The 23956-nt window shown below is 70.8% G+C and carries 20 protein-coding genes; 7 read left to right on the forward strand and 13 right to left on the reverse strand.

Annotation, left to right across the window (positions count from 1 at the left end; genetic code table 11):
* The 6 genes from ACFC51_RS03685 to ACFC51_RS03710 all read right to left on the reverse strand — a co-directional run bounded on the left by ACFC51_RS03685 (position 1) and on the right by ACFC51_RS03710 (position 5160).
* The gene (locus tag ACFC51_RS03685) at positions 1-1338 is read right to left on the reverse strand and encodes a CpaF family protein (RefSeq protein ID WP_376376001.1); all 1338 of its coding nucleotides are present in this window, start codon (positions 1336-1338) and stop codon (positions 1-3) included.
* A gap of 59 nt (positions 1339-1397) precedes the next feature.
* The gene (locus ACFC51_RS03690; protein ID WP_376376003.1) at positions 1398-1769 is read right to left on the reverse strand and encodes a TadE/TadG family type IV pilus assembly protein; all 372 of its coding nucleotides are present in this window, start codon (positions 1767-1769) and stop codon (positions 1398-1400) included.
* 3 nt (positions 1770-1772) lie between these two features.
* Positions 1773-2201 (reverse strand): TadE family protein, encoded by a 429-nt coding sequence (locus tag ACFC51_RS03695; RefSeq protein ID WP_376376005.1) that lies wholly within the window; start codon positions 2199-2201, stop codon positions 1773-1775.
* Positions 2202-2253: 52 nt separating this feature from the next.
* Positions 2254-3498, reverse strand: a complete 1245-nt coding sequence (locus ACFC51_RS03700; protein ID WP_376526877.1) for a CpaE family protein — start codon at positions 3496-3498, stop codon at positions 2254-2256.
* Positions 3499-3505: 7 nt separating this feature from the next.
* On the reverse strand, positions 3506-4210 hold the full coding sequence (gene cpaB, locus ACFC51_RS03705; protein WP_376376008.1) for a Flp pilus assembly protein CpaB: 705 nt from the start codon (positions 4208-4210) through the stop codon (positions 3506-3508).
* 83 nt (positions 4211-4293) lie between these two features.
* Positions 4294-5160 carry a hypothetical protein gene (locus ACFC51_RS03710; RefSeq protein WP_376376010.1) on the reverse strand — a complete coding sequence of 289 codons (867 nt, stop codon included), beginning with the start codon at positions 5158-5160 and terminating at the stop codon, positions 4294-4296.
* Positions 5161-5719: 559 nt separating this feature from the next.
* On the opposite strand from ACFC51_RS03710, the gene ACFC51_RS03715 reads away from it, so the two are divergent.
* Positions 5720-7450 (forward strand): chitinase, encoded by a 1731-nt coding sequence (locus ACFC51_RS03715; RefSeq protein WP_376526878.1) that lies wholly within the window; start codon positions 5720-5722, stop codon positions 7448-7450.
* A 202-nt stretch (positions 7451-7652) separates the two neighbouring features.
* On the opposite strand, the gene ACFC51_RS03720 is transcribed toward ACFC51_RS03715, so the two are convergent.
* Positions 7653-8987, reverse strand: a complete 1335-nt coding sequence (locus ACFC51_RS03720) for an Nramp family divalent metal transporter (RefSeq protein WP_376376014.1) — start codon at positions 8985-8987, stop codon at positions 7653-7655.
* Positions 8988-9164: 177 nt separating this feature from the next.
* On the opposite strand from ACFC51_RS03720, the gene ACFC51_RS03725 reads away from it, so the two are divergent.
* A complete protein-coding gene (locus ACFC51_RS03725) occupies positions 9165-10613 on the forward strand; it encodes a protein kinase (RefSeq protein ID WP_376376016.1) in 1449 nt (482 codons plus the stop codon).
* A gap of 138 nt (positions 10614-10751) precedes the next feature.
* Here the strand turns inward: ACFC51_RS03725 and ACFC51_RS03730 are convergent, their stop codons facing one another.
* From ACFC51_RS03730 to ACFC51_RS03745, 4 genes are all read right to left on the reverse strand, one after another.
* Positions 10752-12224: a GntP family permease gene (locus tag ACFC51_RS03730; protein ID WP_376380416.1), complete on the reverse strand. Its 1473-nt coding sequence runs from the start codon at positions 12222-12224 to the stop codon at positions 10752-10754.
* Positions 12225-12411: 187 nt separating this feature from the next.
* Entirely contained in the window at positions 12412-12822 is a 411-nt protein-coding gene (locus ACFC51_RS03735; RefSeq protein WP_033297919.1) for a RidA family protein, read from the reverse strand.
* A gap of 6 nt (positions 12823-12828) precedes the next feature.
* Entirely contained in the window at positions 12829-13587 is a 759-nt protein-coding gene (locus tag ACFC51_RS03740; RefSeq protein WP_329232308.1) for an IclR family transcriptional regulator, read from the reverse strand.
* Complete coding sequence (locus ACFC51_RS03745) at positions 13584-14639, reverse strand: sugar kinase (RefSeq protein WP_376380420.1); 1056 nt, start codon at positions 14637-14639, stop codon at positions 13584-13586. The genes ACFC51_RS03740 and ACFC51_RS03745 overlap by 4 nt, the downstream gene beginning before the upstream one ends.
* 138 nt (positions 14640-14777) lie before the next feature.
* On the opposite strand from ACFC51_RS03745, the gene ACFC51_RS03750 reads away from it, so the two are divergent.
* Both ACFC51_RS03750 and ACFC51_RS03755 read left to right on the forward strand, forming a co-directional pair.
* Positions 14778-16079: an alanine racemase gene (locus ACFC51_RS03750; protein WP_376380423.1), complete on the forward strand. Its 1302-nt coding sequence runs from the start codon at positions 14778-14780 to the stop codon at positions 16077-16079.
* 39 nt (positions 16080-16118) lie between these two features.
* Positions 16119-17741, forward strand: coding sequence for an amidohydrolase family protein (locus tag ACFC51_RS03755; RefSeq protein ID WP_376380426.1), 1623 nt, complete (start codon positions 16119-16121; stop codon positions 17739-17741).
* A gap of 9 nt (positions 17742-17750) precedes the next feature.
* On the opposite strand, the gene ACFC51_RS03760 is transcribed toward ACFC51_RS03755, so the two are convergent.
* Positions 17751-18626, reverse strand: a complete 876-nt coding sequence (locus tag ACFC51_RS03760) for a serine protease (protein WP_376380429.1) — start codon at positions 18624-18626, stop codon at positions 17751-17753.
* A 217-nt stretch (positions 18627-18843) separates the two neighbouring features.
* Between ACFC51_RS03760 and ACFC51_RS03765 the strand changes: the two genes are divergently transcribed.
* The 3 genes from ACFC51_RS03765 to ACFC51_RS03775 all read left to right on the forward strand — a co-directional run bounded on the left by ACFC51_RS03765 (position 18844) and on the right by ACFC51_RS03775 (position 21641).
* A complete protein-coding gene (locus ACFC51_RS03765; protein ID WP_376526880.1) occupies positions 18844-19662 on the forward strand; it encodes an arylamine N-acetyltransferase in 819 nt (272 codons plus the stop codon).
* A gap of 268 nt (positions 19663-19930) precedes the next feature.
* Entirely contained in the window at positions 19931-21142 is a 1212-nt protein-coding gene (locus ACFC51_RS03770; protein ID WP_376380435.1) for a pyridoxal phosphate-dependent aminotransferase, read from the forward strand.
* A gap of 100 nt (positions 21143-21242) precedes the next feature.
* On the forward strand, positions 21243-21641 hold the full coding sequence (locus ACFC51_RS03775) for a hypothetical protein (RefSeq protein ID WP_376380438.1): 399 nt from the start codon (positions 21243-21245) through the stop codon (positions 21639-21641).
* A gap of 330 nt (positions 21642-21971) precedes the next feature.
* Here the strand turns inward: ACFC51_RS03775 and ACFC51_RS03780 are convergent, their stop codons facing one another.
* The gene (locus ACFC51_RS03780) at positions 21972-23798 is read right to left on the reverse strand and encodes a phosphoenolpyruvate carboxykinase (GTP) (RefSeq protein ID WP_376380441.1); all 1827 of its coding nucleotides are present in this window, start codon (positions 23796-23798) and stop codon (positions 21972-21974) included.
* Positions 23799-23956 lie beyond the last annotated feature (158 nt).

Below are 23956 nucleotides of genomic sequence, written 5' to 3' on the forward strand. Positions count from 1 at the left end.
CTACTTGGCCTCTCGGGTGGCGAGTTGTTCTTCGGACGAGGCGACCCCGAAGGCCTGCGGGATGGGCTGGCTGGCCATGTAGAGACGCTCGGCGGTCCTGCGAGGGAGCGGGAGGTACTGGAACCGGCCGTGGATCCGGCCGTCGGCGGACATCGGCTGCGCGTTGAACCGGGCGACGGAGACGATGCGGTAGTTGTCGCGGCCGTGGGAGTCGAGCACGGCGATCTCGGTGATCTTCCTGGCGCCGTCCGCGTGCCGGGTGAGCTGGACGATCACGTCCACCGCGCTGTTGATCTGGTCGTGCAGCGCCTCGAAGGGGATCTTGATCTCGGACATCGAGGCCAGGGTCTGCAGACGCATGAGGGCGTCCTCGGCGCTGTTGGCGTGGACGGTCGCCAGTGAGCCGTCGTGACCGGTCGACATCGCCTGGAGCATGTCGAGGGACTCCCCGCCTCGGACCTCACCCACGACGATGCGGTCGGGGCGCATGCGCAGGGAGTTGCGGACGAGGTCGCGGATGGTGATCTGTCCCTTGCCCTCCACGTTGGCGGGGCGGGACTCGAGGCGGATCACGTGGTTCTGCTGGAGCTGGAGTTCCGCGGAGTCCTCGATGGTGACGATGCGCTCATGGTTGGGGATCAGTCCGGAGAGCGCGTTGAGCAGGGTCGTCTTACCGGTGCCGGTGGCGCCCGAGACGATGATGTTGAGCTTGGCCTGCACGAGCCCCGAGAGCAGGATCAGCATCTGCTCGTCGAGCGACCCGAAGGAGATCATCTCCGGCAGGGTGAAGGAGCGTGGGAAGCGACGGATCGTGAGGGTCGCACCGGTCAGCGACAGCGGCGGGATGATGACGTTGACGCGCTCGCCGCTGGGCAGGCGGGCGTCCACCATGGGGTTCGATTCGTCGACCCGGCGGTTGACGGTCGACACGATGCGCTCGATGGTCTGCATCAGCTGCTCGTGCGAGCCGAAGCGCATGGGCAGCTGCTCGACCCTCCCGCTGCGCTCGACGAAGATCTGGTCCGGGCCGTTCACCATGATCTCGGTGATGGAGGCGTCTTCGAGCAGGGGCTCCAGGATGCCGAGGCCGAGCGCCTCGTCCACCACCCGCCGGATGAGCTGGGAGCGTTCGACGGTGGAGAGGACCGGACCCTCGCGGCTGATGATGTGTCCGAGGACGCGCTCCAGCCGGGCCCGGCGGTCCGCGGCCGCCAGCGAGGACATCTCCGCGAGGTCGATCTCCTCGAGGAGCTTGGCGCGGTAGGTGGCGACCATGTGGCCGTCCTCCCGTCCCCCGCCGCGCTCCTCGGGGGCGGTGATGCGTGCCCGCAGGCTCATGCAGTCTCTCCTCGGTCTGATGGCCCGGCCGTCGGACTCGCCGGTGCTGGATCGGTCGGTCAGTCGCGGGGCATCGTCGAGCTCCGCTCCGCCCAGCCCCAGTCGTCGATGCCGGGGACGACCGACGGGATCCTCACCCGCGCGGTGTACGTCACGTCGTCCCCGCCCCAGCTGGGGGTGAAGGCCGAATCGTCGGCCAGCCAGTCGCTCATCGCCGCCCGGCCCGCCGCCGGCGGGGGAAGGTCCGGCCGTTCGAAGCTCGCCATGCGGGCGGCAGCCCGCGCACCCGTGCCCGCTTGGCTCACCGTGTAGGCGGCGACACCCAGCTGGACGGCGAACAGCCCGACGATGAGCAGCAGCGGGATGAACCCCATGTACTCGATGGCGACCTGACCACGGTCGGTGCGCCTCCTGCCCTGTTCCACGCCCATCGCTCAGCCCTCCTCGACCGCGGCGGCGTCGCCCTCGACGGTCATCGGGAAGTCCAGTACGCCGGGGACCATCACGGGCACTTTCAGGGAGACCACGGCCCGGTACATGCCGGTCTCCGAGCGGCAGCTGATGTCGGCGCCCTGCGCCCAGGCGTCCGGAAGGTCCTCTTCGGCCGCCCGCTCGCAGGCGGCCCCGCGGAGGAAGGGAGCACCGGTGCCCGCGCGCGCTCCCTCGTCCGCGGCGTTGCCGGCGAGGCTGTAGGTGTAACCGATCAGCGCGCACTGCCAGAGCGCGACGGCCACCAGGATGATCAGCGGCGTGACTCCGACGAGCTCGATCGCGGTCTGGCCACGGTCACGGGCTCGTCGCCCGCCCGTGTCCGCGCGTCGCCACCCGGGTATTCCCCTACCCGCTCTCCGCATGATGGTCATCGGTCAACATGCCCCCTCTGTCGGTCGTGCCACCGTCCTGAGCCGTGCTGTCTCACTTGCGGCGTGCGCGCCCGAGGGCGCCCCGGTCGTCGCGGTACTTCCCGCCGCCCTTCTCGTTCTTCTCGGAGGCCTTCACGAGCCCGAGCTCGCCGGCGAGGCTCCAGAGTGCCTGCTTGACGACGCTCTTGGCGTCGAGTTCGTGCATCCGCCCCGAATCGACCGCTCCCTGGAGCTCCTTGAAGTTCGCGGGGACCGCCGTGGCCGCCATCCGGGTTCCGGTGATGCGCTGGATCAGCGGCGGCTGGATCTCGGTGTTGCGGTTGAAGCGGTTGACGAGCGTGACCGTCTCCTCGGCCTTGCGGATCTGGAGCCGGTCCCACATCCGTACGATGCGCTTGGCCCCCCGCACGGCGACGACGTCCGGTGTCGTGACCAGTACGGCGGTGTCGGCCATCTCGATCGCGGCCGCGTTCGCCCCGTTCATCTGGCTCCCGCAGTCGATGACGACGATCTCGTAGCGGGAGCGCAGGGCACTGACGATCTGGCGGGCGGAGCGGTCGCTGACCTCCTCGCCACGCTCGCCCTCGCCGGGCGCCAGCAGCAGGACCATGCCCGTGGAGTGCGAGAAGACGGCGTCGGCCAGAACACGCGGGGATATGTCGGTGATGGCCGCGAGGTCGACGATGGAGCGCCGGAACTGTACGTCGAGGTACGAGGCGATGTCACCGGTCTGGAGGTCCAGGTCGACGAGCGCCGCCGTGTACCCCGAGGCCTGTGCCGCGAGAGCCAGCTGTACCGCCGTGACGGTGGCGCCGACACCGCCCTTGGCTCCCGTGACGGTGACGACGGTGCCGCCCGGGCCGGTGAACACGTCACCGCCCGAACCGAGGTGGCGCCGCACACCGGTGGACCACTGGGCGGCCGCCTGGACCCGGTTGGCGAGTTCCTCGTAGCTCAGCGGAAGGGTGACCAGGCCGCGGGCTCCGGCGTCCATCGCCGCGGCGAAGAGCCCCTGGCTCGCGTCGGCGGTGATCAGCACGACCCCCACGGCGGGGAAGCGGAGGGAGACCTCCCGGATCAGCTCCAGGGCAGGCACCGGGCCGATCCGCTCATGGACCAGCACCACCTCGGGCAGCTCCTCGATGGACTCCCCGGCGAGGCGGGCGAGCGTGTCGATGAGCTGCGTCGAGTCACCGGCCGGAGCGGCCGGCTCCGCGTCCGGGAGCTGGCTGAGCAGGGTGGTCACGGACCTGGCCGCGTCGGCGTCACCGACGGCAGGGAGGATCCTTGCGGTCATCCGATCCTCACTTGTCCTTGTCGAGCGTGTAGGTACGGTCGCCCGGGCGGATCGTGCCGTCGCTGCCGGGCGCGATCAGCGCGAGGCGCACGTGTTCGGCGAAGGACTCCGCGTACGCGACGCGCTGGGTGTCGAGGGTGTTGAGGGCGAAGGTGATCGGCACGACCTCGGACGCCTGGTTCCTGTCGTCCCCGTTCGGTTCGAGCGCGGTCAGCTCGCCGACGTCCAGCACCTTCGCGTTGGAGACGATGACCTTGGACTGGGACACGTCACCGTCCCGTTCGCCCGCGAAGGTGGCGTAGATGTTGACCTTGTCGTCGGGGTGGATCTTGCCCGCCACGCCGGTCGCCGCGTCGATCATGATGGCGATCTCCTGCTCGCCCGGGCGCAGTTCCGGACTCTTGACCATCATGTCGGACTGCATCAGGGAACCCTTCTGCAGCTGCGTCACGGCGATCTTTCCGTCGATCTCGCCGATGTCCGTGACGGCGTTGTCCGACAGCCAGCGTTTGGGCATGGAGACCTTCTCGAACTGGCCGACGGACAGGTCCGTGTAGGGCGCCACGTTGGTCTTGAGCCGGTAGGCGTCGACCTCGGGTCCGACCTTCGAGTTGACGTCGCTGATCACCGAGAGCACCCCGGCGAAGGCGCCGAAGGCGCACAGGACCGACAGGAGCAGGAGTATCACGCCGCGGCGCTGGCGGGAGTTCATGGGCCGGACAACCTCGTTCGATTCGGATGCGTGGTGCAGCGGACAGAGAGGGATGCGCGGTGTCTGCGGAGTGCCGTGGGGGGCTAGGAGCTGGGCGGCCCGGGCGTTCCATGGTTCAGGACACCCGGGGAGTGCATTCGGTTCTCCGACGGTGCCAGCGGGGAGGAACAGAACCCGCAGCGGTCGCCGATGAGCTCCATTCCGCACCAGTGGCAGTTTTCCCGCCGCACCGAGGAAACGAGCTGGTAGATCACGGAGATGTCCGGGAGGAAGGACGCGAATTCCACCAGCTTCCCCGTGCCCCACCAGCGCGGTGATCCGGTGGGCAGCGCGCACTCCTGAACTGCCTGTACGTTCCAGGCGGGGGCGAGGGTCTGCTGGACCCATTCGGAGGCGAGCTGTCCCTTGGCGATCAGCAGCTGTGTGGCGAAGGGCGGTCCGGTCGGGGGTTCGGCCGTCGGTCCGATCCGGATGAGCTGGGGGCTGGGCCCGGCGACCACGGCGAACTGCGAGCCGGGGACCCAGGACCTGGCGTGCGTCTTGAGGCTGACGGGGACCCGGTCCAGCCGGGCCACGGAGTTCAGCAGGGCCCCGGCGTGGATGTAGTGGGCAAGGAGCCGTGCTGCCGAGGCCACCACCCCCGGGCTGAAGTCACAGACGGACAGCTGGCGCAGCTGGCGCACCAGCACGGCCACGCCCAGGGGCGGCAGGTCGACCTTGAGCAGGGCGATGCGGTCGCTCTCCAGGACGGAGCGGATGGCGTGCAGCCGGCGTTCGTGGGCGGGGCTGATGCTCGCCGGGTAGACCGCGACCACATGGCCGTGCTGCTCCAGGAGCAGGTGCATGTCCCCGATGGCGAGATCGAGGGGCTGGGCTCCGGGTTCCTGCAGCAGCGCCGCTGTGGGTGTCTGCTGATCCGTCGGCGGTAGCACGAGATCAGCACTGGTCACTGCTATTGCGGTCGGCACGCTCTTCCCCGTTCGGCTCCGGCCGTCGTCATGGATGACTCCGGCCGCAATCGCTCCTGCTCCGTGCTTCTTCCCCAGCACTTTAGCCACGTCATACCAGGCAGAGAACAGATATCGGAACCCAGTACGAAGACGTGCGGCACAGGCGTTCGCAACGCCTCCGTACGAAATCGGACGAAAAGCAGATTGGTTAACTCCTGTACCACTGCGCAGAGTTACTTCGGGGCCGGGGGTTTGGAATCCGAGGGAATTCATCCGCCCACGTCAGAACGCATTTCACCTGCTTTCCCGGGCCCTCCGGGATATCCACTCCGTCACGATCCGGACGAGCCGGCCGCATCACCCGCACGAGTGCACGGACGCGGGCTCGCGCGGGGTCACCCGGGGGTGGGCGCACGCCCCGTCCACCCGCCGACCTGCCCCGCTGCCCACATCGGGACCACCAGAGGTCTTGACAACTTGATTGGTCTGGACCAGTTTATCGGCCAACGGTGGCCACCGTTTCCGCCAGCACCCCCAACTCCCCCACCGGAGGCAGCACGTGGAACGCTCCGCAGGCAGCAGCAGACACAGAAGACGCCGGGTCCGTCCGCTCCTCGGCGGGGCCGTCGCGGTCGTCGCGACCGGGGCGCTGGCCGTCACCGGGCTCGTCGGCACCGCCCAGGCGGCGGACGTCAACGTCGCCAAGAACGCCGGATTCGAGTCCGGGCTCGCCAACTGGACCTGTTCCGGGGGCAGCGGCGCCACCGTCTCCTCCCCCGTGCACGGCGGCACCTCCGCGCTCAAGGCCACCCCGGCCGGGCAGGACAACGCCAAGTGCACGCAGACCGTGGCCGTGAAGCCGAACTCCACCTACGCGCTCAGCTCCTGGGTGCAGGGCGGTTACGCCTACATCGGCGCGAGCGGCACCGGCACGACGGATGTCTCCACCTGGTCGCCCGGCTCCAGCAGCTGGACCCAGCTGAAGACGTCCTTCACCACCGGCCCCTCCACCACCTCGGTGACCGTCTACACCCACGGGTGGTACGGCCAGGCCGCCTACTACGCGGACGACGTCCAGGTGTCCGGCCCCGACGGCGGCGGCGGCACCGACCCGGAGCCCTCCGTCCCCGCAGCCCCCGCCGGGCTGACCGTGGGTACGGCGACCAGCTCGTCGCTGGCCCTGAACTGGAACGCCGTCTCCGGCGCCACCGGGTACACCGTGTACCGCAACGGTACGAAGGCGACCACCTCCAGCGGCACCTCGGCGACCGTGACCGGGCTGGCCGCGGACACCTCGTACCAGTTCTCCGTCAGCGCCACCAACGCCGCCGGTGAGTCGGCCAAGTCCGCCACGGTGACCGGCCGTACGGCGAAGGCCACCGAGCCGGGCGGCCCTTCGACCTCGGTGCCCAAGCACGCGGTGACCGGCTACTGGCAGAACTTCAACAACGGCGCCACCGTCCAGAAGCTCAGCGACGTCCCCGCGAACTACGACATCATCGCCGTCTCCTTCGCGGACGCCACGGCCACGCCGGGCGCCGTCACCTTCAACCTCGACTCGGCCGGCCTGAACGGCTACACCGTCGCCCAGTTCAAGGCCGACATCAAGGCCAAGCAGGCCGCCGGGAAGAACGTGATCATCTCGGTCGGCGGTGAGAAGGGATCCGTCGCGGTCAACAGCGACGCCTCCGCGAACGCCTTCGCCGACTCGGTGTACGCCCTCATCCAGGAGTACGGCTTCAACGGCGTCGACATCGACCTGGAGAACGGCCTCAACTCCACCTACATGACGAAGGCGCTGCGCTCCCTGTCGTCGAAGGCAGGCTCCGGCCTCGTCATCACGATGGCGCCGCAGACCATCGACATGCAGTCGACCTCCGGTGAGTACTTCAAGACGGCTCTGAACATCAAGGACATCCTGACCGTCGTCAACATGCAGTACTACAACAGCGGTTCGATGCTCGGCTGCGACGGCAAGGTCTACTCCCAGGGGTCGGTGGACTTCCTCACCGCCCTCGCCTGCATCCAGCTGGAGGGCGGCCTCGCCCCGTCCCAGGTCGGTCTCGGTGTTCCCGCCTCCACCCGTGGCGCGGGCAGCGGCTACGTCGCCCCGTCCGTCGTGAACGCGGCCCTGGACTGCCTGGCCAAGGGCACGAGCTGCGGTTCGTTCAAGCCCTCCAGGACCTACCCGGACCTGCGGGGCGCGATGACCTGGTCCACGAACTGGGACGCCACGGCGGGCAACGCCTGGTCCAACGCGGTCGGCCCGCACGTCCACGGTCTCCCGTAACCGGGGGCCGCACGGCCTCCCCTGACCGGGGGCCGCACGGCCTCCCCTGACCGGGGCCGGCACGGTCCGCCCGGACCGCCGCCACCGCCCGTCCACGGGAGGCCGTGACCACCGGCACCGCGATCCCGTCGGGCCACCGATCCAGCAGCGCCGCCGCTCCCCCGGCGGCGCTGCTGCGTCCGTACCACCGTGTGCGGGTCCGTCACCAGGGCAGGTCGCGCACCTGCTGGACGCACAGCACGACGAAGAGCAGTCCCGCCGCACCCAGCATCCCGTTGCTGAGCAGGCCGTTGCGCCATTCCCGTGGGGTGCGCTCCGAGTTGAGGAGCCAGATCAGGGTCAGGGCCAGGAACGGCATGAAGAAGGCGCCGAGCACTCCGTAGCCGATGACCAGCCCGAAGGGCTCGTCCAGCCAGAGCAGCGTCATGGGCGGGAAGGTCAGCCAGAGCAGATACGCGCGGAAGGGCACGGACCGCTCCTGACGGCCGACGGTCTCGCGGCCGGCCGTCCCCGCGATCCCTGGCTCCGCGATCGCCGTCCCCGTGCTCCCCGTGGCGCGGCCGGCCCGTATCCGTTCCACGAAATCGGCGAACATCAGGCTCACGCCGTGCCACACGCCGATGAGGGACGAGAACGACGTCGCGAAGAAGCCGACCAGGAACAGCTTGGCCGTGCCCGCCCCGAAGCGGTCCTCCAGGATCTGACCGAGGTCGATCAGCCCCCGGTCGCCCTTCGTCAGGGCGATCTGGGAGGAGTGCAGCAGTTCCGCGCCGACGACGAGCATCGCCACGACGAAGATTCCCGTGGTGATGTAGGCGACCCGGTTGTCGATCCGCATCACCTTCATCCAGGACGAGTTGGACCACCCCTTGGCGTTCACCCAGTATCCGTACGCCGCCATCGTGATGGTGCCGCCGACTCCGCCGATCAGCCCGAGCGTGTAGACCAGCGAACCGTCAGGGAGCACGGGGGCCAGCCCCGCGAAGGAGGCGCCGACGTCGGGTCCGACACGGATCGCGACGTACACCACGACGACGAACATGATGCCGATCAGGACCGTCATGACCTTCTCGAAGACGGCGTACTGGTTGAACCAGACGAAGACCAGGCCGACGAGCCCGGTGATGATCGCCCACGCCTTCAGCCCCGGTCCGTCCGGGAACAGGGCCACGATGGGCAGGGCGCTGGAGGACATGGCCGTCGCGCCGTACACGAAGCCCCAGATGACGACGTACACCGCGAAGTAGCCCGTGGTCCACCCGCCGAGGCTGCGCCAGCCGTCGAAGAGGGTGCGGCCCGTCGCGAGATGCCAGCGGCCGACGGCCTCCGCGAGGGAGATCTTGACGAGGCAGCCGATGACGGCCGCCCACATGAGGGTGTAGCCGAATTTGCTTCCCGCGATGAGCGTCGCGACCAGGTCTCCGGCTCCCACCCCGGTCGCCGCGACGACGATGCCGGGTCCGATGTAGCGCCAGCTGGACCTACGCGGCGGGGAGCCTGGCTCCCCGGTTTCCATGGTCTCGCTTGTCTCCGCCATTCGATCAACGAAGCGCATCGTGCCCGTTCGCACAAGAGGGCGCGGCGTACCCCCGTCATGCCCCCTCGTGGCGCAGACAGCTGTGGATGTTCCGTGACAGCGGACTGTGGTGCGAACCCCCACGACCCGTGGGACGCTTGGCCCGCTGGACGGTAGGGGCTGGACGGGGGAAGTGGCATGACAGGCGCGCAAGTTGATCCGCTGGGAAGCGGGGATCCGGCGACGCTCGGCAGGTACGAGCTGCTCGGCAGGCTGGCGTCCGGCGGCATGGGGCGGATCTATCTCGCCAGGGACGCCGGGGGGCAGCTCGTGGCGGTGAAGACGCTGCTCGCCGAGGGGGTCGTCAGCGACGTCGAGCGGCGGCGCTTCACCCGGGAGGTGGGGCTCGCCCAGCGCGTCGACAGCACGTTCACCGCGCGGGTCCGCGAGGCCGCGCCGCAGGCGGAACGGCCGTGGATGGCGATCGACTACATCGCCGCGCCGTCGCTCTCCGAACTGGTGCGCACGGCCGGTGTGCTGCCCGCCTCGGCCGTGCAGTGGCTCGCCGCGGGCACGGCGGAGGCGCTGGTCACCCTCCACCGCGAGGGCATCATCCACCGGGACCTCAAGCCGCAGAACATCCTGCTGCCGCTGCCGGGTCCCCGGGTGATCGACTTCGGCATCTCGCACGCGAACGACCTCACCCGGACGAGCCTCACCCTGGGGACGATCGCCTTCACCTCGCCGGAACAGGCGCGCGGGGAGCCGTCGACCGAGGCGTCGGACGTGTACTCGCTCGGGGCGACCCTCTTCCACCTGGCGCTCGGCAGGCCCCCGTACCGGGCCGACAGTGACACGCTCGGCCTGCTCGCCCAGGTCCAGCGGGGTCAGCTCGACCTCGACGGCCTGCCGAAGGAACTGACAAACCTGATCCGCCCCTGCCTGGCGGCCGATCCCGCCGAGCGCCCCGTCCCGGCCGAGATGCTGGCACGCTTCCGGCAGTCGCTGGCCGGGCTCCCGGTGTCGCAGGGCGGCGGCCGCTGGCTGCCGCCGCGCTGGACGGATCTGATCGGCGCGTACGAGCGTCACGGACGGGACCTGGCGCGCGGGGCCGGCATCGGTGTCGGCGCTCCGGACCCCGGGGCGGTCAGGATCGATCAGCCCACGGGAGTCGTCCCGCCGCCCGGGCCGACCCTGGTGCTCCCGGAGCAGCGCGAGCAGGCCGAGCGGGAGCGGGCCGAACAGGCCGCACGGGCTGCACGCGAACAGGACCAGCAGGAGAAGGCCCGGCGCGCACGCGAGCGTCGGCGCGAGGAGGAGCGGACGAAGCAGCAGCGGAAGGAGCGCAAGAGGGCGCAGCAGGAGGCGGAGCAGAAGGAGCGCGAACGCGCCGGGCAGGAGCAGCGGGAGCGTGCGGAGAAGGAGGCCGCCCGGCTGAGAGCCGCCGAGGCCAGCGCCCGCCGGCGTGCCTCACGGACGCCCGCCGCCTCAGCTCCCGCGGGGGTGCCGCCCAGGACGCCCCGCCCGTCGTCCGGCCCCGTTCCGCCCCGGCCCCCCGCGCCCGGGCCGGTCAGGAAGAAGTCCTCCGTCGTGACCTGGCTGGTGGTGCTGGCGGTCGTCGCGTTGGCGGTCTGGCTGATCAGGTAGCCGGGCCGGGCCGGGGGGGCTCCGGCCGCGTCGGGGCGGCTGCACGGCCGTCGCAACCACCGCAGGCACGGCTCCGGGGAGCCGTGCCTGCGGTGGTTGCGACGCGTACGGGGTTTCCGTCCGGACCGGGAGGCGGGGCTAGATCACCAGGCTCAGCGCCGCCGCGACGACGAAGCCCGCGACCGAGAGGACCGTCTCCAGGACCGTCCAGGTCTTCAGGGTGTCGCGCTCGGAGATGCCGAAGTACTTCGACACCATCCAGAACCCGCCGTCGTTGACGTGCGAGGCGAAGATGGAGCCCGCGGAGATCGCCATGATGATCAGCGCGAGGTGGGCCTGCGACATGTCCTGGCCCTCGACGAGCGGGACGACGATGCCGGCGGTGGTGACGATCGCGACCGTCGCGGAGCCCTGGGCGACGCGCAGGACGACGGAGATCAGCCAGGCGAGCAGGATGACGGGCAGGCCGACGTCGTTGAAGGTGTCGGCGAGGGCGTCGGCGATGCCGCTCCCCTTGAGCACGGCTCCGAAGATGCCGCCGGCGCCGACGACCAGCAGGATGTTGCCGACGGGCTTCAGCGAGGCGGTGGAGACCGATTCGAGGGACTTGCGGGACCAGCCGCGCCGGATGCCCAGCAGGTAGTAGGCGAGGAACAGCGCGATCGTCAGCGCGACGAACGGGTTGCCGAAGAACTCGACGACGGAGCGCAGGGTCGACGGGTCCAGCGCGATGGAGGAGAACGTCGCGGCGAGGATGAGGATCAGCGGGGTGCCGATGATCGCCAGCACGGTGCCCAGGGAGACGGGCTCCTCGTGCGGGGTGACACCGGCGGCGCGCTGTTCGGCGACGACCGCGGCCTTGGACTCCTCGGCGGCCTCGACCATGTCCTGCGGGACGTCGACGAAGACGCGCTTGCCGATCCAGGCGGCGTAGCCCCAGGCGGCGAGGACGGACGGGATGCCGACGACGGCGCCCATCAGGATGACCCAGCCGAGGGAGACGTTGAAGAGGCCCGCGGCGGCGACCGGTCCGGGGTGCGGCGGGAGGAACGCGTGGGTCATGGAGAGGCCGGCCAGCAGCGGCATCGCGTACAGGATGATCGACTTGCCGGAGCGCTTGGCGGCGGCGTAGACGATCGGCGCGAGGACGAAGATGCCGACGTCGAAGAAGACCGGGATGCCGAAGATGAGGCCGGTGAGGCCCATGGCGAGCGGGGCGCGCTTCTCACCGAAGAGGTTCAGCAGGCGGGCGCTCAGGACCTCCGCCCCGCCGGACACCTCCAGGATCGCGCCGAGCATCGTGCCCAGGCCGATGATGATCGCGACGTGCCCGAGGATGCCGCCCATGCCGGATTCGATGACGGACACCGCGGCGGACTTCTGGACCGTGCCGAAGAGTTCGGTGACGGAGAGTCCGGCACCCAGGCCGACGGCTATGGACACGGCGAGCAGCGCGACGAACGGCTGCAGCCTGACCTTGATGATCAGGAAGAGCAGGAGCGCGATCCCGAGGGCGGCGACGGTCAGCAGACCGGGCGTTCCGCCGATCAGGAGGAGCAGTCCACCGGTGTGGGGTGGCGCCTCGGGTGCGGGGGCGGCGGCGAGCAGCATGAGCGGTCAACTCCGGTGGTGACAGGGGGTCCTTCGGGGCAGGGGGGAGCGCGGCACGGCGCCCCTGTGCGAGAACGGGGGACGGGGCACCGTGCCGTGGTGCGAGTACTGCGAGCGGCTCGGGGGAACCGCGGTCCGGGCCGCGGACCGGATGGTCGGCGCGGCACCGGGGCGTCCGGGCCGGTGGTCAGCCGAGGACCGCCAGGGCGTCGATCTCGATGAGCAGCCCCTTGGGCAGGCCGACGTACACCGTCGTACGTGCGGAGGCGGGGGCCTTGAGGCCCTGCTCCTCGAAGTACTCGTTGTAGATGGCGTTCATCTCGGCGAAGTGGTCGACGTCCGTGAGGTAGACGCGCATCATCATCACGTCGTCCCAGCTCGCGCCGCCCTCCTCCAGGATCGCCTTGACGTTGGCGAAGGTCTGGAGGGTCTGCTCGCGCAGCGTCGGCCCGGCCGGGGTGGGCGCCTGTCCCTCGACGGCGGGCAGGAAGCCGACCTGACCGGCGACCTGGAGGATGTTCCCCTTCTTCACGCCGTGCGAGAACTTGGCCGGCGGGGCGGTGTGGGTGCTGGGGGTGAGGGCGGTCTTCTCGGTCATGGCGGTTCAGGCTTTCTTGGTGGGGGTGGTGCCGGAGTACTCCCGGCTGATGGTGTCCGCGGTGCGGCGCACCAGCGGGAGCAGGGTGAGGAGTTCCTCGGCCGTGACGACCACGTTCGGCGCGGACACCGACATGGCGGCGACGACGCGCCCGTCCGCGCCCCGGATGGGGGCGCCGACGCAGTTGATGGACTCCTCGTGGCCGCCGAGGTCGGTGGCCCAGCCCTGTTCGCGTACGACGGCGAGTTCCTTGAGGAAGGCGCCGGCGTTCGGGAGCGAACGGGACGTGTACATGGGGTAGTCGAGCCGTTCGGCGATCGCGCGCCGCTCGGGCTCGGTGAGGTCGGCGAGGAGCAGCTTGGCGACCGCGGCGACGGTGATCGCGACGGGCTTGCCGATCCGTGAGTACATCCGCACGGGGTAGCGGCTCTCGACCTTGTCGATGTAGAGGACCTCGTTCTCCTCGTACACCGCGAGGTGGACGGTGTGCCCGCACTGCTCGTTGAGCGCGACGAGGTGGCTGTGGGCGATCTCGCGCACGTCGAGGTTCTCGACGGCCTCCTGGGCGAGGGCGAAGAGCCGGGCGCCGAGGCGGTAGCGCTGGTCCTCCTGGCGGTAGACCAGGCCGTGTTCGTGGAGCGTACGGAGCAGGCGCAGGGCCGTGGACTTGTGGACTCCGAGCCGCTCGGCGACCTGGCCGAGGTCGGCGGGGCCCTGGGCGAGCAGCGGCAGGATGCTCAGCGCGCGGTCGACGGTCTGGCTCATGTGACTCGTACCTCCTCGTTCGCCCCGGCGGCGGCTGTCCACCCGGGGCCGAGACGAAGTGTGCCCCAGGCCGTGTCGTCCAGGGCGGCGAGCCGGTCCGCGTACGCGCGGGGCGGGGGGCCGGTGAGGTCGCCGGGGACGGTGAGGACGGCGGCGGCCATGAGGTGCCCGTGCCGGGCCCGGTCGCGTACGGGCAGGTCGCGCAGGGTGGCGGAGAGGAACCCGGCGGCGAAGGCGTCACCGGCGCCGACCGCGGCGACGACGTCGACGCGGAGGGAGGGGACGGTGGTGACCGTGTCCGGTCCGCCGCTCGCGGTGCGCGAGAAGACGGTCACGCCGTCGGCACCCCGCTTGACGACCAGGACGTCGGGTTCGGGCAGGGCCGCGCGTACGGCGTCGGCGCCGTGGAGCCCCCACGCCTCCTCCGCCTCGTCGTCCCCGACGAAGACGAGGTCGCAGCGGCGGGCGAGGGCGAGCAGGACCTCCGGGCCCTCCTCGCCGTCACGCCAGAGGCCGGGGCGGTGGTTGACGTCGAAGGAGATCAGCGGGCGGCCGTCGCGGGGTGCGGTGAGGTCGTGGAGGAGCGCGAGGCAGTCGGCGGAGAGCGCGGCCGTGATCCCGGACAGGTGCAGGACGCGGGCGGCGAGGAGGTCCTCGTACGGGACGTTGCGCGGGGACATCGCGGAGGCCGCGGATCCAGCGCGGTAGTAGGCCACCTCATGGGTGTCGGTGGCCCGGTCCGTCGCCGTGCGGAAGTAGATACCGGTGGGGCGGTCGGGGTCGCGGCGCACGGCGGAGGTGTCCACGCCGTATCCGGCGATGGTGTCGACGAGGTGGTCGCCGAAGCCGTCGGCGCCGACCCGGCCGACCCATTTCGCCCGGTGGCCGGCGGCGGCGAGCGCGCAGGCGACGTTGGACTCGGCGCCACCGATGCCCCGGCCGAAGGAGGGGACGTCGGCGAGGCGGCCCGGCTGCGAGGGCAGGAACGTCACCATGGACTCGCCGAGGCAGACGACGTCCGCGGTGGCTGTCCTGGCTGCGGATCCGGACACTCTGGGCTCCTCTTGGTCGGCCGTGGGCGCCGGTGCTCACCATTGACCCGGCATCGGCGAGGATGTTAGACAGCGTTAAGCGATATGCGCAATGGCCGTTGCAGACAATGCAACGTTCACGTTCCCGAGGAGGATCCCTTGGCCGCCCAGCAGTCCCCCGAGCAGTCCGTGACGGCACTCGCCGCCGAGCGGGTCGACCACCGCTTCAAGGCACTGCCGCCCGACGCGGAAGGGCTCACCGTGGGCGCGCTGGCCGCCGAGCGCCGCAACCTCTTCACGGGAGGCTTCACCACACCCGTGCTGGCGCTGTCCGCCGAGTCGCTGGAGGCGAACCTCGCGCTCCTGGAGACGTATGCCGAACGTCACGGCCTCGCCTTCGCCCCGCACGGCAAGACCTCGATGGCCCCTCAGCTCTTCGCCCGCCAGCTGGAGCACGGCGCCTGGGGCATCACCGCCGCCGTCCCCCACCAGGCCCGGGTCTACCGCGCCCACGGCATCCGCCGGATCTTCCTGGCCAACGAACTCGTCGACGCGGTGGCGCTGCGCTGGCTGGCCGGCGAGCTGGACGCCGACCCCGACTTCACGTTCGCCTGTTACGTGGACTCCGTGCGCGGCGTCGAGCTGATGGACGAGGCCCTGCGCGCGGCGGGCGCGGTGCGCCCCGTCGACGTCGTCGTGGAACTGGGGGCGGGAGCGGGCGCCCGCACCGGTGCCCGCACGGACGCCGACTGCGCGGCCGTCGCCGACGCGGTGGCCGCCGCGCCCGCCCTGCGCCTGGTGGGCGTCGCCGGTTACGAGGGCGAGGTGCCGGACGCCTCCCCCGAGCGGGTCCGGGAGTGGCTGCGCCGGCTCGTCGCGCTGGCCGCCGCGTTCGACGCGGCCGGCCGCTTCGACGCGCTCGCCGACGGCGAGGAGATCCTGGTCAGCGCCGGCGGCAGCGCCTGGTTCGACGCGGTGGCCGACGTCTTCGCCGGGATCCCCGCCCTGAGCCGCCCCGTCTGCAAACTGCTGCGCTCCGGCGCGTACGTCAGCCATGACGACGGCCACTACCGCCACCTCACCCCCTTCAACCGGGTCCCCGAGGAGGGCGCCCTGCAGCCCGCCTTCCGCCTCTGGGCGCAGGTCGTCTCGCGGCCCACGCCCGAGCAGGCCTTCGTCAACGCCGGCAAGCGCGACGCCGCCTACGACCTCGACCTGCCCGAGGCGCAGGTCGTCCGCTCCGGGCGCGACGGTTCGGTGCGGCCGGCCACCGGCATCACCGTCAGCGGGCTCTCCGACCAGCACGGCTGGGTGCGCACGGAGGCGGGCGCAGAGCTGGAGGTCGGCGACTGGATCGGGATGGGCCTCTCACACCCCTGCACCTCCTTCGACAAGTGGCAGCTGATCCCGCTGGTGGAGGCGGACGGCACCGTCACCGACTACATCCGCACCTTCTTCTGATCCCGGCGGACCGTTCCCCACCCCGAAAGGCGACATCCCATGGACCTGGTCATCCGCGACGCCCGCGTCGTCGACGGCACCGGCGCCCCCTCCTACCGGGCCGACGTAGGCATCACGGACGGCCGGATCACGGAGATCCGCGGGGAGGGCGAGGGCCCCCGGCCCACCGCCGCCCGCACCGTGGAGGCCGACGGCCTCGCGCTCTCGCCGGGCTTCATCGACATGCACGCGCACAGCGACCTCGCCCTGCTGCGCGACCCCGACCACAGTGCGAAGGCCGCCCAGGGCGTCACCCTGGAGGTCCTGGGCCAGGACGGCCTGTCGTACGCCCCCGCCGACGACCGCACCCTCGCCGAGGTCCGCAGCTCCATCGCGGGCTGGAACGGCGACGGCAGCGACATCGACTTCGACTGGCGCACCGTCGGCGGCTACCTGGACCGCCTCGACCGCAACTTCGGCGGTCAGGGCATCGCCGTCAACGCCGCCTACCTCATCCCCCAGGGCACGGTCCGGATGCTCGCCGTCGGCTGGGACGACCGCCCCGCCACCCACGCCGAGCTGGAGCGGATGAAGGAGCTCGTCGCACAGGGCATGGCCGAGGGTGCGGTCGGCATGTCCTCGGGCCTGACGTACACCCCCGGGATGTACGCGAAGGACGCCGAACTCACCGAGCTCTGCCGGGTGGTGGCCGCCCACGGCGGCTACTACTGCCCGCACCACCGCTCGTACGGCGCGGGGGCGCTCGCCGCCTACGAGGAGATGGTGCAGCTCACCCGCGACGCGGGCTGCCCCCTCCATCTCGCGCACGCCACCATGAACTTCGGGGTGAACAAGGGGAAGGCGCCCGAGCTCCTCGCCCTCCTCGACGACGCCCTCGCGGCGGGCGCCGACATCTCCCTCGACACCTATCCGTACACCCCCGGCTGCACCACCCTGGTCGCGATGCTGCCCAGCTGGGCGAACGAGGGCGGACCCCAGTCGGTCCTGGACCGGCTGGCCGACGAGGAGACGTCCGAGCGGATGCGGCACGTCGTCGAGGTCGTCGGCTCGGACGGCTGCCACGGCGTCCCCATCGAGTGGGACAGGATCGAGATCTCCGGCGTCGGCTCGTCCGAGCTGTCGTCGTACGTCGGCCGTACGGTGGCGGAGTCCGCCCGGCTGCGCGGCGAGGAGCCGTGGGTGACGGCCCGCCGGCTGCTCGTCGAGGACCGGCTCGGCACGACGATCCTCCAGCACGTCGGCCACGAGGAGAACGTGCGGCAGATCATGCGCCACCGGGTGCACACCGGCGGCAGCGACGGCATCCTCCAGGGCGACAAGCCGCATCCGCGCGCCTACGGCACGTTCCCCCAGTACCTCGGCCGGTACGCGCGTGAGCTGGGCATCCTCTCGCTGGAGGAGTGCGTCGCCCACCTCACGTCCCGCCCGGCCGCCCGCCTGCGCCTGCCGGACCGCGGGTACGTCCGCGAGGGCTACCGCGCGGACCTGGTCCTCTTCGATCCGGCCACCGTGGCGGCCGGATCGACCTTCGAGGAGCCGCGCACCCTGCCGGTCGGCATCCCGCACGTCCTGATCGACGGCCGCTTCGTCATCGAGGACGGCAGGCGCACCTCCACCCTGGCGGGCCGGGCGGTACGGGGCAGCGGGAGCCGGGCGGCCTGAGCGGCGCCGTCAGGGCCTGGGCAGTGCGCAGCCCGCGCGGTTCAGGTCGATCTGACTGCCGGTGCCGACGCACGGCACGATGCCGTAGGTCTGCTGGGCGTAGTTGATGCCCTTGCGGACGGTGACGGTGCCGTTCTCGTCGACCTCGCACGGGTTGTTGTCCGTGCACCGCTGCCCGTCCTCGTTCCCGGTGTTGTTGACGGCGACGACCTTGCCCGTCGCGTCGTCGATCACCGGGGACCCGGACGTGCCGCCGATGGTCTGGCAGGCCGAAGTGTAGCGGACCGAGTCCTTCCAGGTCCAGGCACCTTCCTTGAGGCGGTACGCGAACCCGTCGACGGCACAGCTGTACATGCGCTTCCAGTAGCCGGAGGCGACCGTGATCGCGGTGCCCTTCACCGGGTGCGCGGCGGAGAGCTCCAGGGCCTTGATGCCGTACGTGCTCTCGATCTGGGCGTAGGTGCGCGTGAGCTGGTACAGCGAGACGTCGGTGTCCGTCATCGTCCCGTACGCGATCTTGGAGGCGCGCAGGGTGCCGACACCGCTGCCCGCGGCGTTCAGCAGGGTGAAGCTTCGGGTCGACGCCTTGTTGAGCACGACCTCGCCCGGGCCCGGGAAGCCCGTCTCCAGGCAGTGGCCGTTGGACAGCACGAGCGCGGGGTCGCCGGGCTGCGCCGTGGGCACCCGGACGACCGATCCGGAGCAGTTGCTGAGCGCGACCGTGCCGGCGAACGTGACCGCCTTGGCGCGGACCTCGGCCGTGTCCGGCCGGGTGGCGGTGTCCGTACGCGTGACCGTCTCCGGGCCCGTGGACGCTGCCGCGGGCGCGACGCCCGCCCCGAGCAGCAGGACGGAAAGAAGTGCGCCGACGAGAGGCTTGTTCATGTGGGGTCCCCTCCAGATGCGCCAGTGACCGGAGTTCTTCCGGTTTGACATGCGCATGCTTGCGTACCGGGAGGAGATCCAACAAGGGGCGAAATCAAGCCGCGGGACGGCGCCGCCACACGCACCGGCGGCAGGGCGCGCGGGGGCCGCCTTCCCGCGTCTTCTGTGCCGTCAGGGCACGTGGGAAACCCCTGAGGTGTCTGCGTAGTGTCGGGGCATGACACTCGACCTCGACGCCTACTTCGCCCGCATCGGACGGGCGGGAGAAGCGGACCGCCGTCCCACCGTGGAGGTGCTGCGGTCCGTGCACCGCGCCCACATGCTGGGCATCCCGTTCGAGAATCTGGAGCCCCTCCTCGGCAGTGCCCCCTCCCTCGCGCTGCCGGACCTGGAGAGGAAACTCGTCCGCAGCGAGCGCGGCGGGTACTGCTACGAGCACAACACCCTCCTGGCCGCCGTCCTGACCCGGCTGGGGTTCCGGGTGACACTGCTGACCGCACGGGTGGTGGTGGGCGCCGCGCCCGGTGACGTCCGGCCCCGGACGCACATGCTCATGCAGGTGGACGTGGAGGGGGAGCCTGCCTCCTGGCTGGCCGATGTCGGCTTCGGTTCGCACGGGGCGCTGCTGGAGCCGATCCCGCTGGTGGTGGACACCGAACTGCTCGACACCCCGCGCCGCCACCGGCTGGTGCACGCCCCGCACGACGGACCTCTGGAGATGTGGGAGCTCCAGACGGACAAGGGCGGGTACTGGGAACCGCAGTACGAGTTCACCCTGGAGCCGTTCGAGGCCCCGGACTACGAGGTCATCAACTGGCACATCGCCACGCATCCGCGCTCGCCGTTCCGGCAGGCGGTCTACGCCCAGCGCACTTTGCCGGGCCTGCACCGCGCCCTGTCCGGACGGACGCTCGTGGAGACCGCCGACGACGGCACGGTCGAGGAACGCGAGCTGAGCGGCCCCGACGAGGTGCTGAGGGTGCTCGCCGAGGACTTCGGCGTACGCATGCCCGAGGGGACGGTCCTGCCCGGCTGAGCCGGCCGGCACCCGCCCCGCTCCCGCGTCCGAGCGGGGCGGGTACAGGTCGGGCGCGCCCCGCACCCCCGCGTGGCGCATCTCACCCGGCCCCGCACCCGACGCCCGCATTCCAAGCCTCACCGGCGCCCCGACCGGCCGTTCCCACGGTGCGCGGCCGGGGCCGCATGCCGATGGAAGACCCGGCGCGCCGCCGCGCACCCCCGGAGGGAGCAGACGTCGCGTGAACCGGGCGCACCGCGCGGGGCGCGGTCGTAAGCTCACAGCCATGCAGGTCACCCAGTCCACGAAGCTCTCCGGCGTCTGTTACGAAATCCGCGGCCCCGTGCTCGAGGAGGCGATGCGGCTCGAAGCCGCAGGTCATCGCATCCTCAAGCTCAACACGGGCAACCCGGCGGCGTTCGGGTTCGAGTGCCCGCCGGAGATCCTCGAGGACATCCTGCGCAACCTCTCGGGCGCGCACGGCTACGGCGACGCGAAGGGCCTGCTCTCCGCCCGCCGTGCGGTGATGCAGCACTACCAGACCAAGGGGATCGACCTCGACGTCGAGGACGTCTACCTGGGCAACGGCGTCTCCGAGCTGATCCAGATGTCGATGCAGGCGCTGCTCGACGACGGCGACGAGGTGCTCGTCCCCGCTCCGGACTATCCGCTGTGGACGGCGTCGGTCTCGCTGGCCGGCGGCACGGCCGTGCACTACCGGTGCGACGAGCAGGCCGACTGGATGCCCGACCTCGCCGACATCGAGCGGAAGATCACCGACCGCACCAAGGCGATCGTGATCATCAACCCGAACAACCCGACGGGCGCCGTCTACGACGACGAGATGCTGCGCGGGCTGACGGAGATCGCCCGGCGCCACAACCTGGTCGTCTGCTCCGACGAGATCTACGACCGGATCCTCTACGACGGCGCGACGCACACCCCGACCGCCGCCATCGCCCCGGATCTGATGGTGCTCACCTTCAACGGGCTCTCCAAGAACTACCGGATCGCCGGATACCGCTCCGGCTGGATGGCGGTGTGCGGCCCCAAGGCCCACGCCTCGTCGTACATCGAGGGCCTGACGATCCTGGCCAACATGCGCCTGTGCGCCAACATGCCGGCGCAGCACGCGGTGGCCACCGCCCTCGGCGGCCGTCAGTCGATCAACGATCTGGTGCTGCCGGGCGGGCGGATCCTGGAGCAGCGGGACGTGGCGTACGACCTGCTCACACAGATCCCCGGGGTCACCTGCGTGAAGCCGAAGGGGGCGCTGTACCTCTTCCCGAGGCTCGACCCCAAGGTCTTCAAGATCAAGGACGACCGGCAGATGGTCCTCGACCTGCTGCGGGCCGAGAAGATCATGGTGGTGCAGGGCACGGGCTTCAACTGGCCGGAACCCGATCACTTCCGGGTGGTCACCCTGCCGCCCGCCAAGGACCTCACCGACGCGGTGACGCGCATCGGGAACTTCCTGGACGGATACAGCCAGCCGTAGGGCCCGCGCCGTGCGGCCGGCACCAAGATCTTCGGATCCGTCACAACTTTAGACTGAATCCAAGATAGGATGGCCTTACAGCAACAGCAGGAGGCCACCCATGTACGAGCCGATCCGCACCAAGTCGGTCCACACATCGGCCGACGGCGCCGATTTCCCGCACCGCAGCCGCGAGGACGAGCTGGACATCCAGCTCGCCGGGCATCTCGCGGCCCTCCTCGCCGTCACCGACGAACTGGGCCTGGAGGCCATGGGCGACCGCATCGCCCAGCAGGTGGCACGGCTGCGTGCCGCGCCGCCGGCCCGGCACGCCGGGCGGAGCGAGGCGTCCCCGGCCGCCCTGCACCGCCGGGCCCACGCCCTCGCGGGCCGGGCCCTGGTCGTCGCCGCGTCCCGCGCGGACACCGCCGCGGCGATCCTCGCGGCCGAGGCCATGGACACGCACACCGCGGCTCTCGCCGCTCCCACCGCGCCGACCGTGCTGGTCGGCGCCCCCTGACGCACCCGGTCCACGGGTCGCGAAGACGCGTGGACCGGGTGCCACACACCGCGGACCCTCCGCACGGCCGGCCACAGGCCCTGGCCGGGGCCGGGCTCCTGCCGGGCCCCGGCGGGGCCACGCGCCGGATGTGACGGTCCTGTGCGCACCTTGTCGGCGACGCATGGACATTCCCCCGACGTGCGGCGGCGGCTCTCCGGAAGCGCTCTCCTGGAAAGGAGCGGCACCCGGAACCATGAGGGGGCTCCGGGTGCCGTGCCGCGGCGGGCCGCTGACCCCACAGGTCAGGGCGGATGTCGGAGTGGCCCGGCCGCGGGGAGGGTGAGGGGATCAGCCCAGGCGCTGGACCAGCGCGCGGTACTCGTCCCACAGCTCCTTCGGCGTGTGGTCGCCGAAGGTGTTGAGGTGCTCGGGGATCAGTGCCGCCTCCTCGCGCCAGACCTCCTTGTCCACGGTGAGCAGGAAGTCGAGGTCGGACTCGGAGAGGTCCAGGCCCTCGGCGTCGATCGAGCCCTTGGCGGGCAGGACGCCGATCGGCGTCTCGACGCCCTCGGCCGTGCCCTCCAGCCTCTCGACGATCCACTTGAGGACGCGGCTGTTCTCGCCGAAGCCGGGCCAGACGAACTCGCCGGCCTCGTTCTTGCGGAACCAGTTCACGTAGTAGATCTTCGGGAGCTTGGACTGGTCGGCCTTGTCGGCGCCGACCTCGACCCAGTGCTTCATGTAGTCGCCCATGTTGTAGCCGCAGAACGGCAGCATGGCGAACGGGTCGCGGCGCAGCTCGCCGACCTTGCCCTCGGCGGCGGCGGTCTTCTCGGAGGCGACGTTGGCCCCGAGGAAGACACCGTGCTGCCAGGTGAAGGACTCGGTGACCAGCGGGACGGCGGAGGCGCGGCGGCCGCCGAACAGGATGGCCGAGATCGGCACGCCCTTCGGGTCCTCCCACTCCGGCGCGATGGTCGGGCACTGACCGGCCGGCACGGTGAAGCGGGCGTTGGGGTGCGCGGCGGGCGTCGCGGACTCGGGCGTCCAGTCGTTGCCCTTCCAGTCCGTGAGGTGCGCGGGCGCCTCCTCGGTCATGCCCTCCCACCACACGTCGCCGTCGTCGGTGAGCGCGACGTTGGTGAAGACGGAGTTGCCCCACATCGTCTTCATGGCGTTGGCGTTGGTGTGCTCGCCGGTGCCCGGCGCGACACCGAAGAAGCCCGCTTCCGGGTTGATGGCGTACAGCCGGCCGTCCTCACCGAACCGCATCCAGGCGATGTCGTCGCCGATGGTCTCGACGGTCCAGCCGGGGATCGTGGGCTCCAGCATGGCGAGGTTGGTCTTGCCGCACGCGCTCGGGAACGCGGCCGCGACGTACCTCGACTCCCCGCGCGGCGGCGTGAGCTTCAGGATCAGCATGTGCTCGGCGAGCCAGCCCTCGTCGCGTGCCATCACCGAGGCGATGCGGAGCGCGTAACACTTCTTGCCCAGCAGGGCGTTGCCGCCGTAGCCGGATCCGTAGGACCAGATCTCACGGTCCTCGGGGAAGTGCGAGATGTACTTGGTGGAGTTGCAGGGCCACGGCACGTCGGCCTCGCCCTCGGCCAGGGGAGCACCGAGGGTGTGGACGGCCTTGACGAAGAACCCGTCGGTACCGAGCTCGTCGAGGACCGCCCGGCCCATGCGCGTCATCGTGCGCATCGAGACGGCCACGTACGCGGAGTCGGTGATCTCCACGCCGATCGCGGAGAGCGGCGAACCGACGGGGCCCATGCAGAACGGGACGACGTACATCGTGCGGCCGCGCATCGAGCCGCGGAAGACGCCCTTCTCCCCCACGAAGATCTCCCGCATCTCGGCAGGGTCCTTCCAGTGGTTCGTCGGACCGGCGTCCTCCTCCTTCGCGGAGCAGATGAACGTCCGGGTCTCGACGCGCGCGACATCGCTCGGGTCGGAGGCGGCGTAGTACGAGTTGGGGCGCTTGACCGGGTCCAGCGCGGTGAAGGTGCCCTTGGCGACGAGCTCCTCGCACAGGCGCTCGTACTCGGCTTCGGAGCCGTCGCACCAGACCACGCGGTCCGGCTGGGTGAGGGCGGCGATCTCGTCCACCCAGGAGGCCAGCTCCTGGTGCCGAGTGGGAACAGTGAGGGGAGCCGCGATGTCTCGCGCCACGATCGCTCCTTGTGAAGAGGGTGTGTTGTCAGGCCCCGTGGGGGCTGCGACCCGGATGCTGACCCCTTCGAATTCCCCTGGCGCTCATCCGGTGCCGACCGCACTCATTTGATCATCCGACCATCCCGCCCATATGTCCAGAGGGCCGCACACGTGAG

The organism is Streptomyces sp. NPDC055962 (assembly GCF_042270185.1).
Taxonomy (GTDB): Bacteria; Actinomycetota; Actinomycetes; order Streptomycetales; family Streptomycetaceae; genus Streptomyces.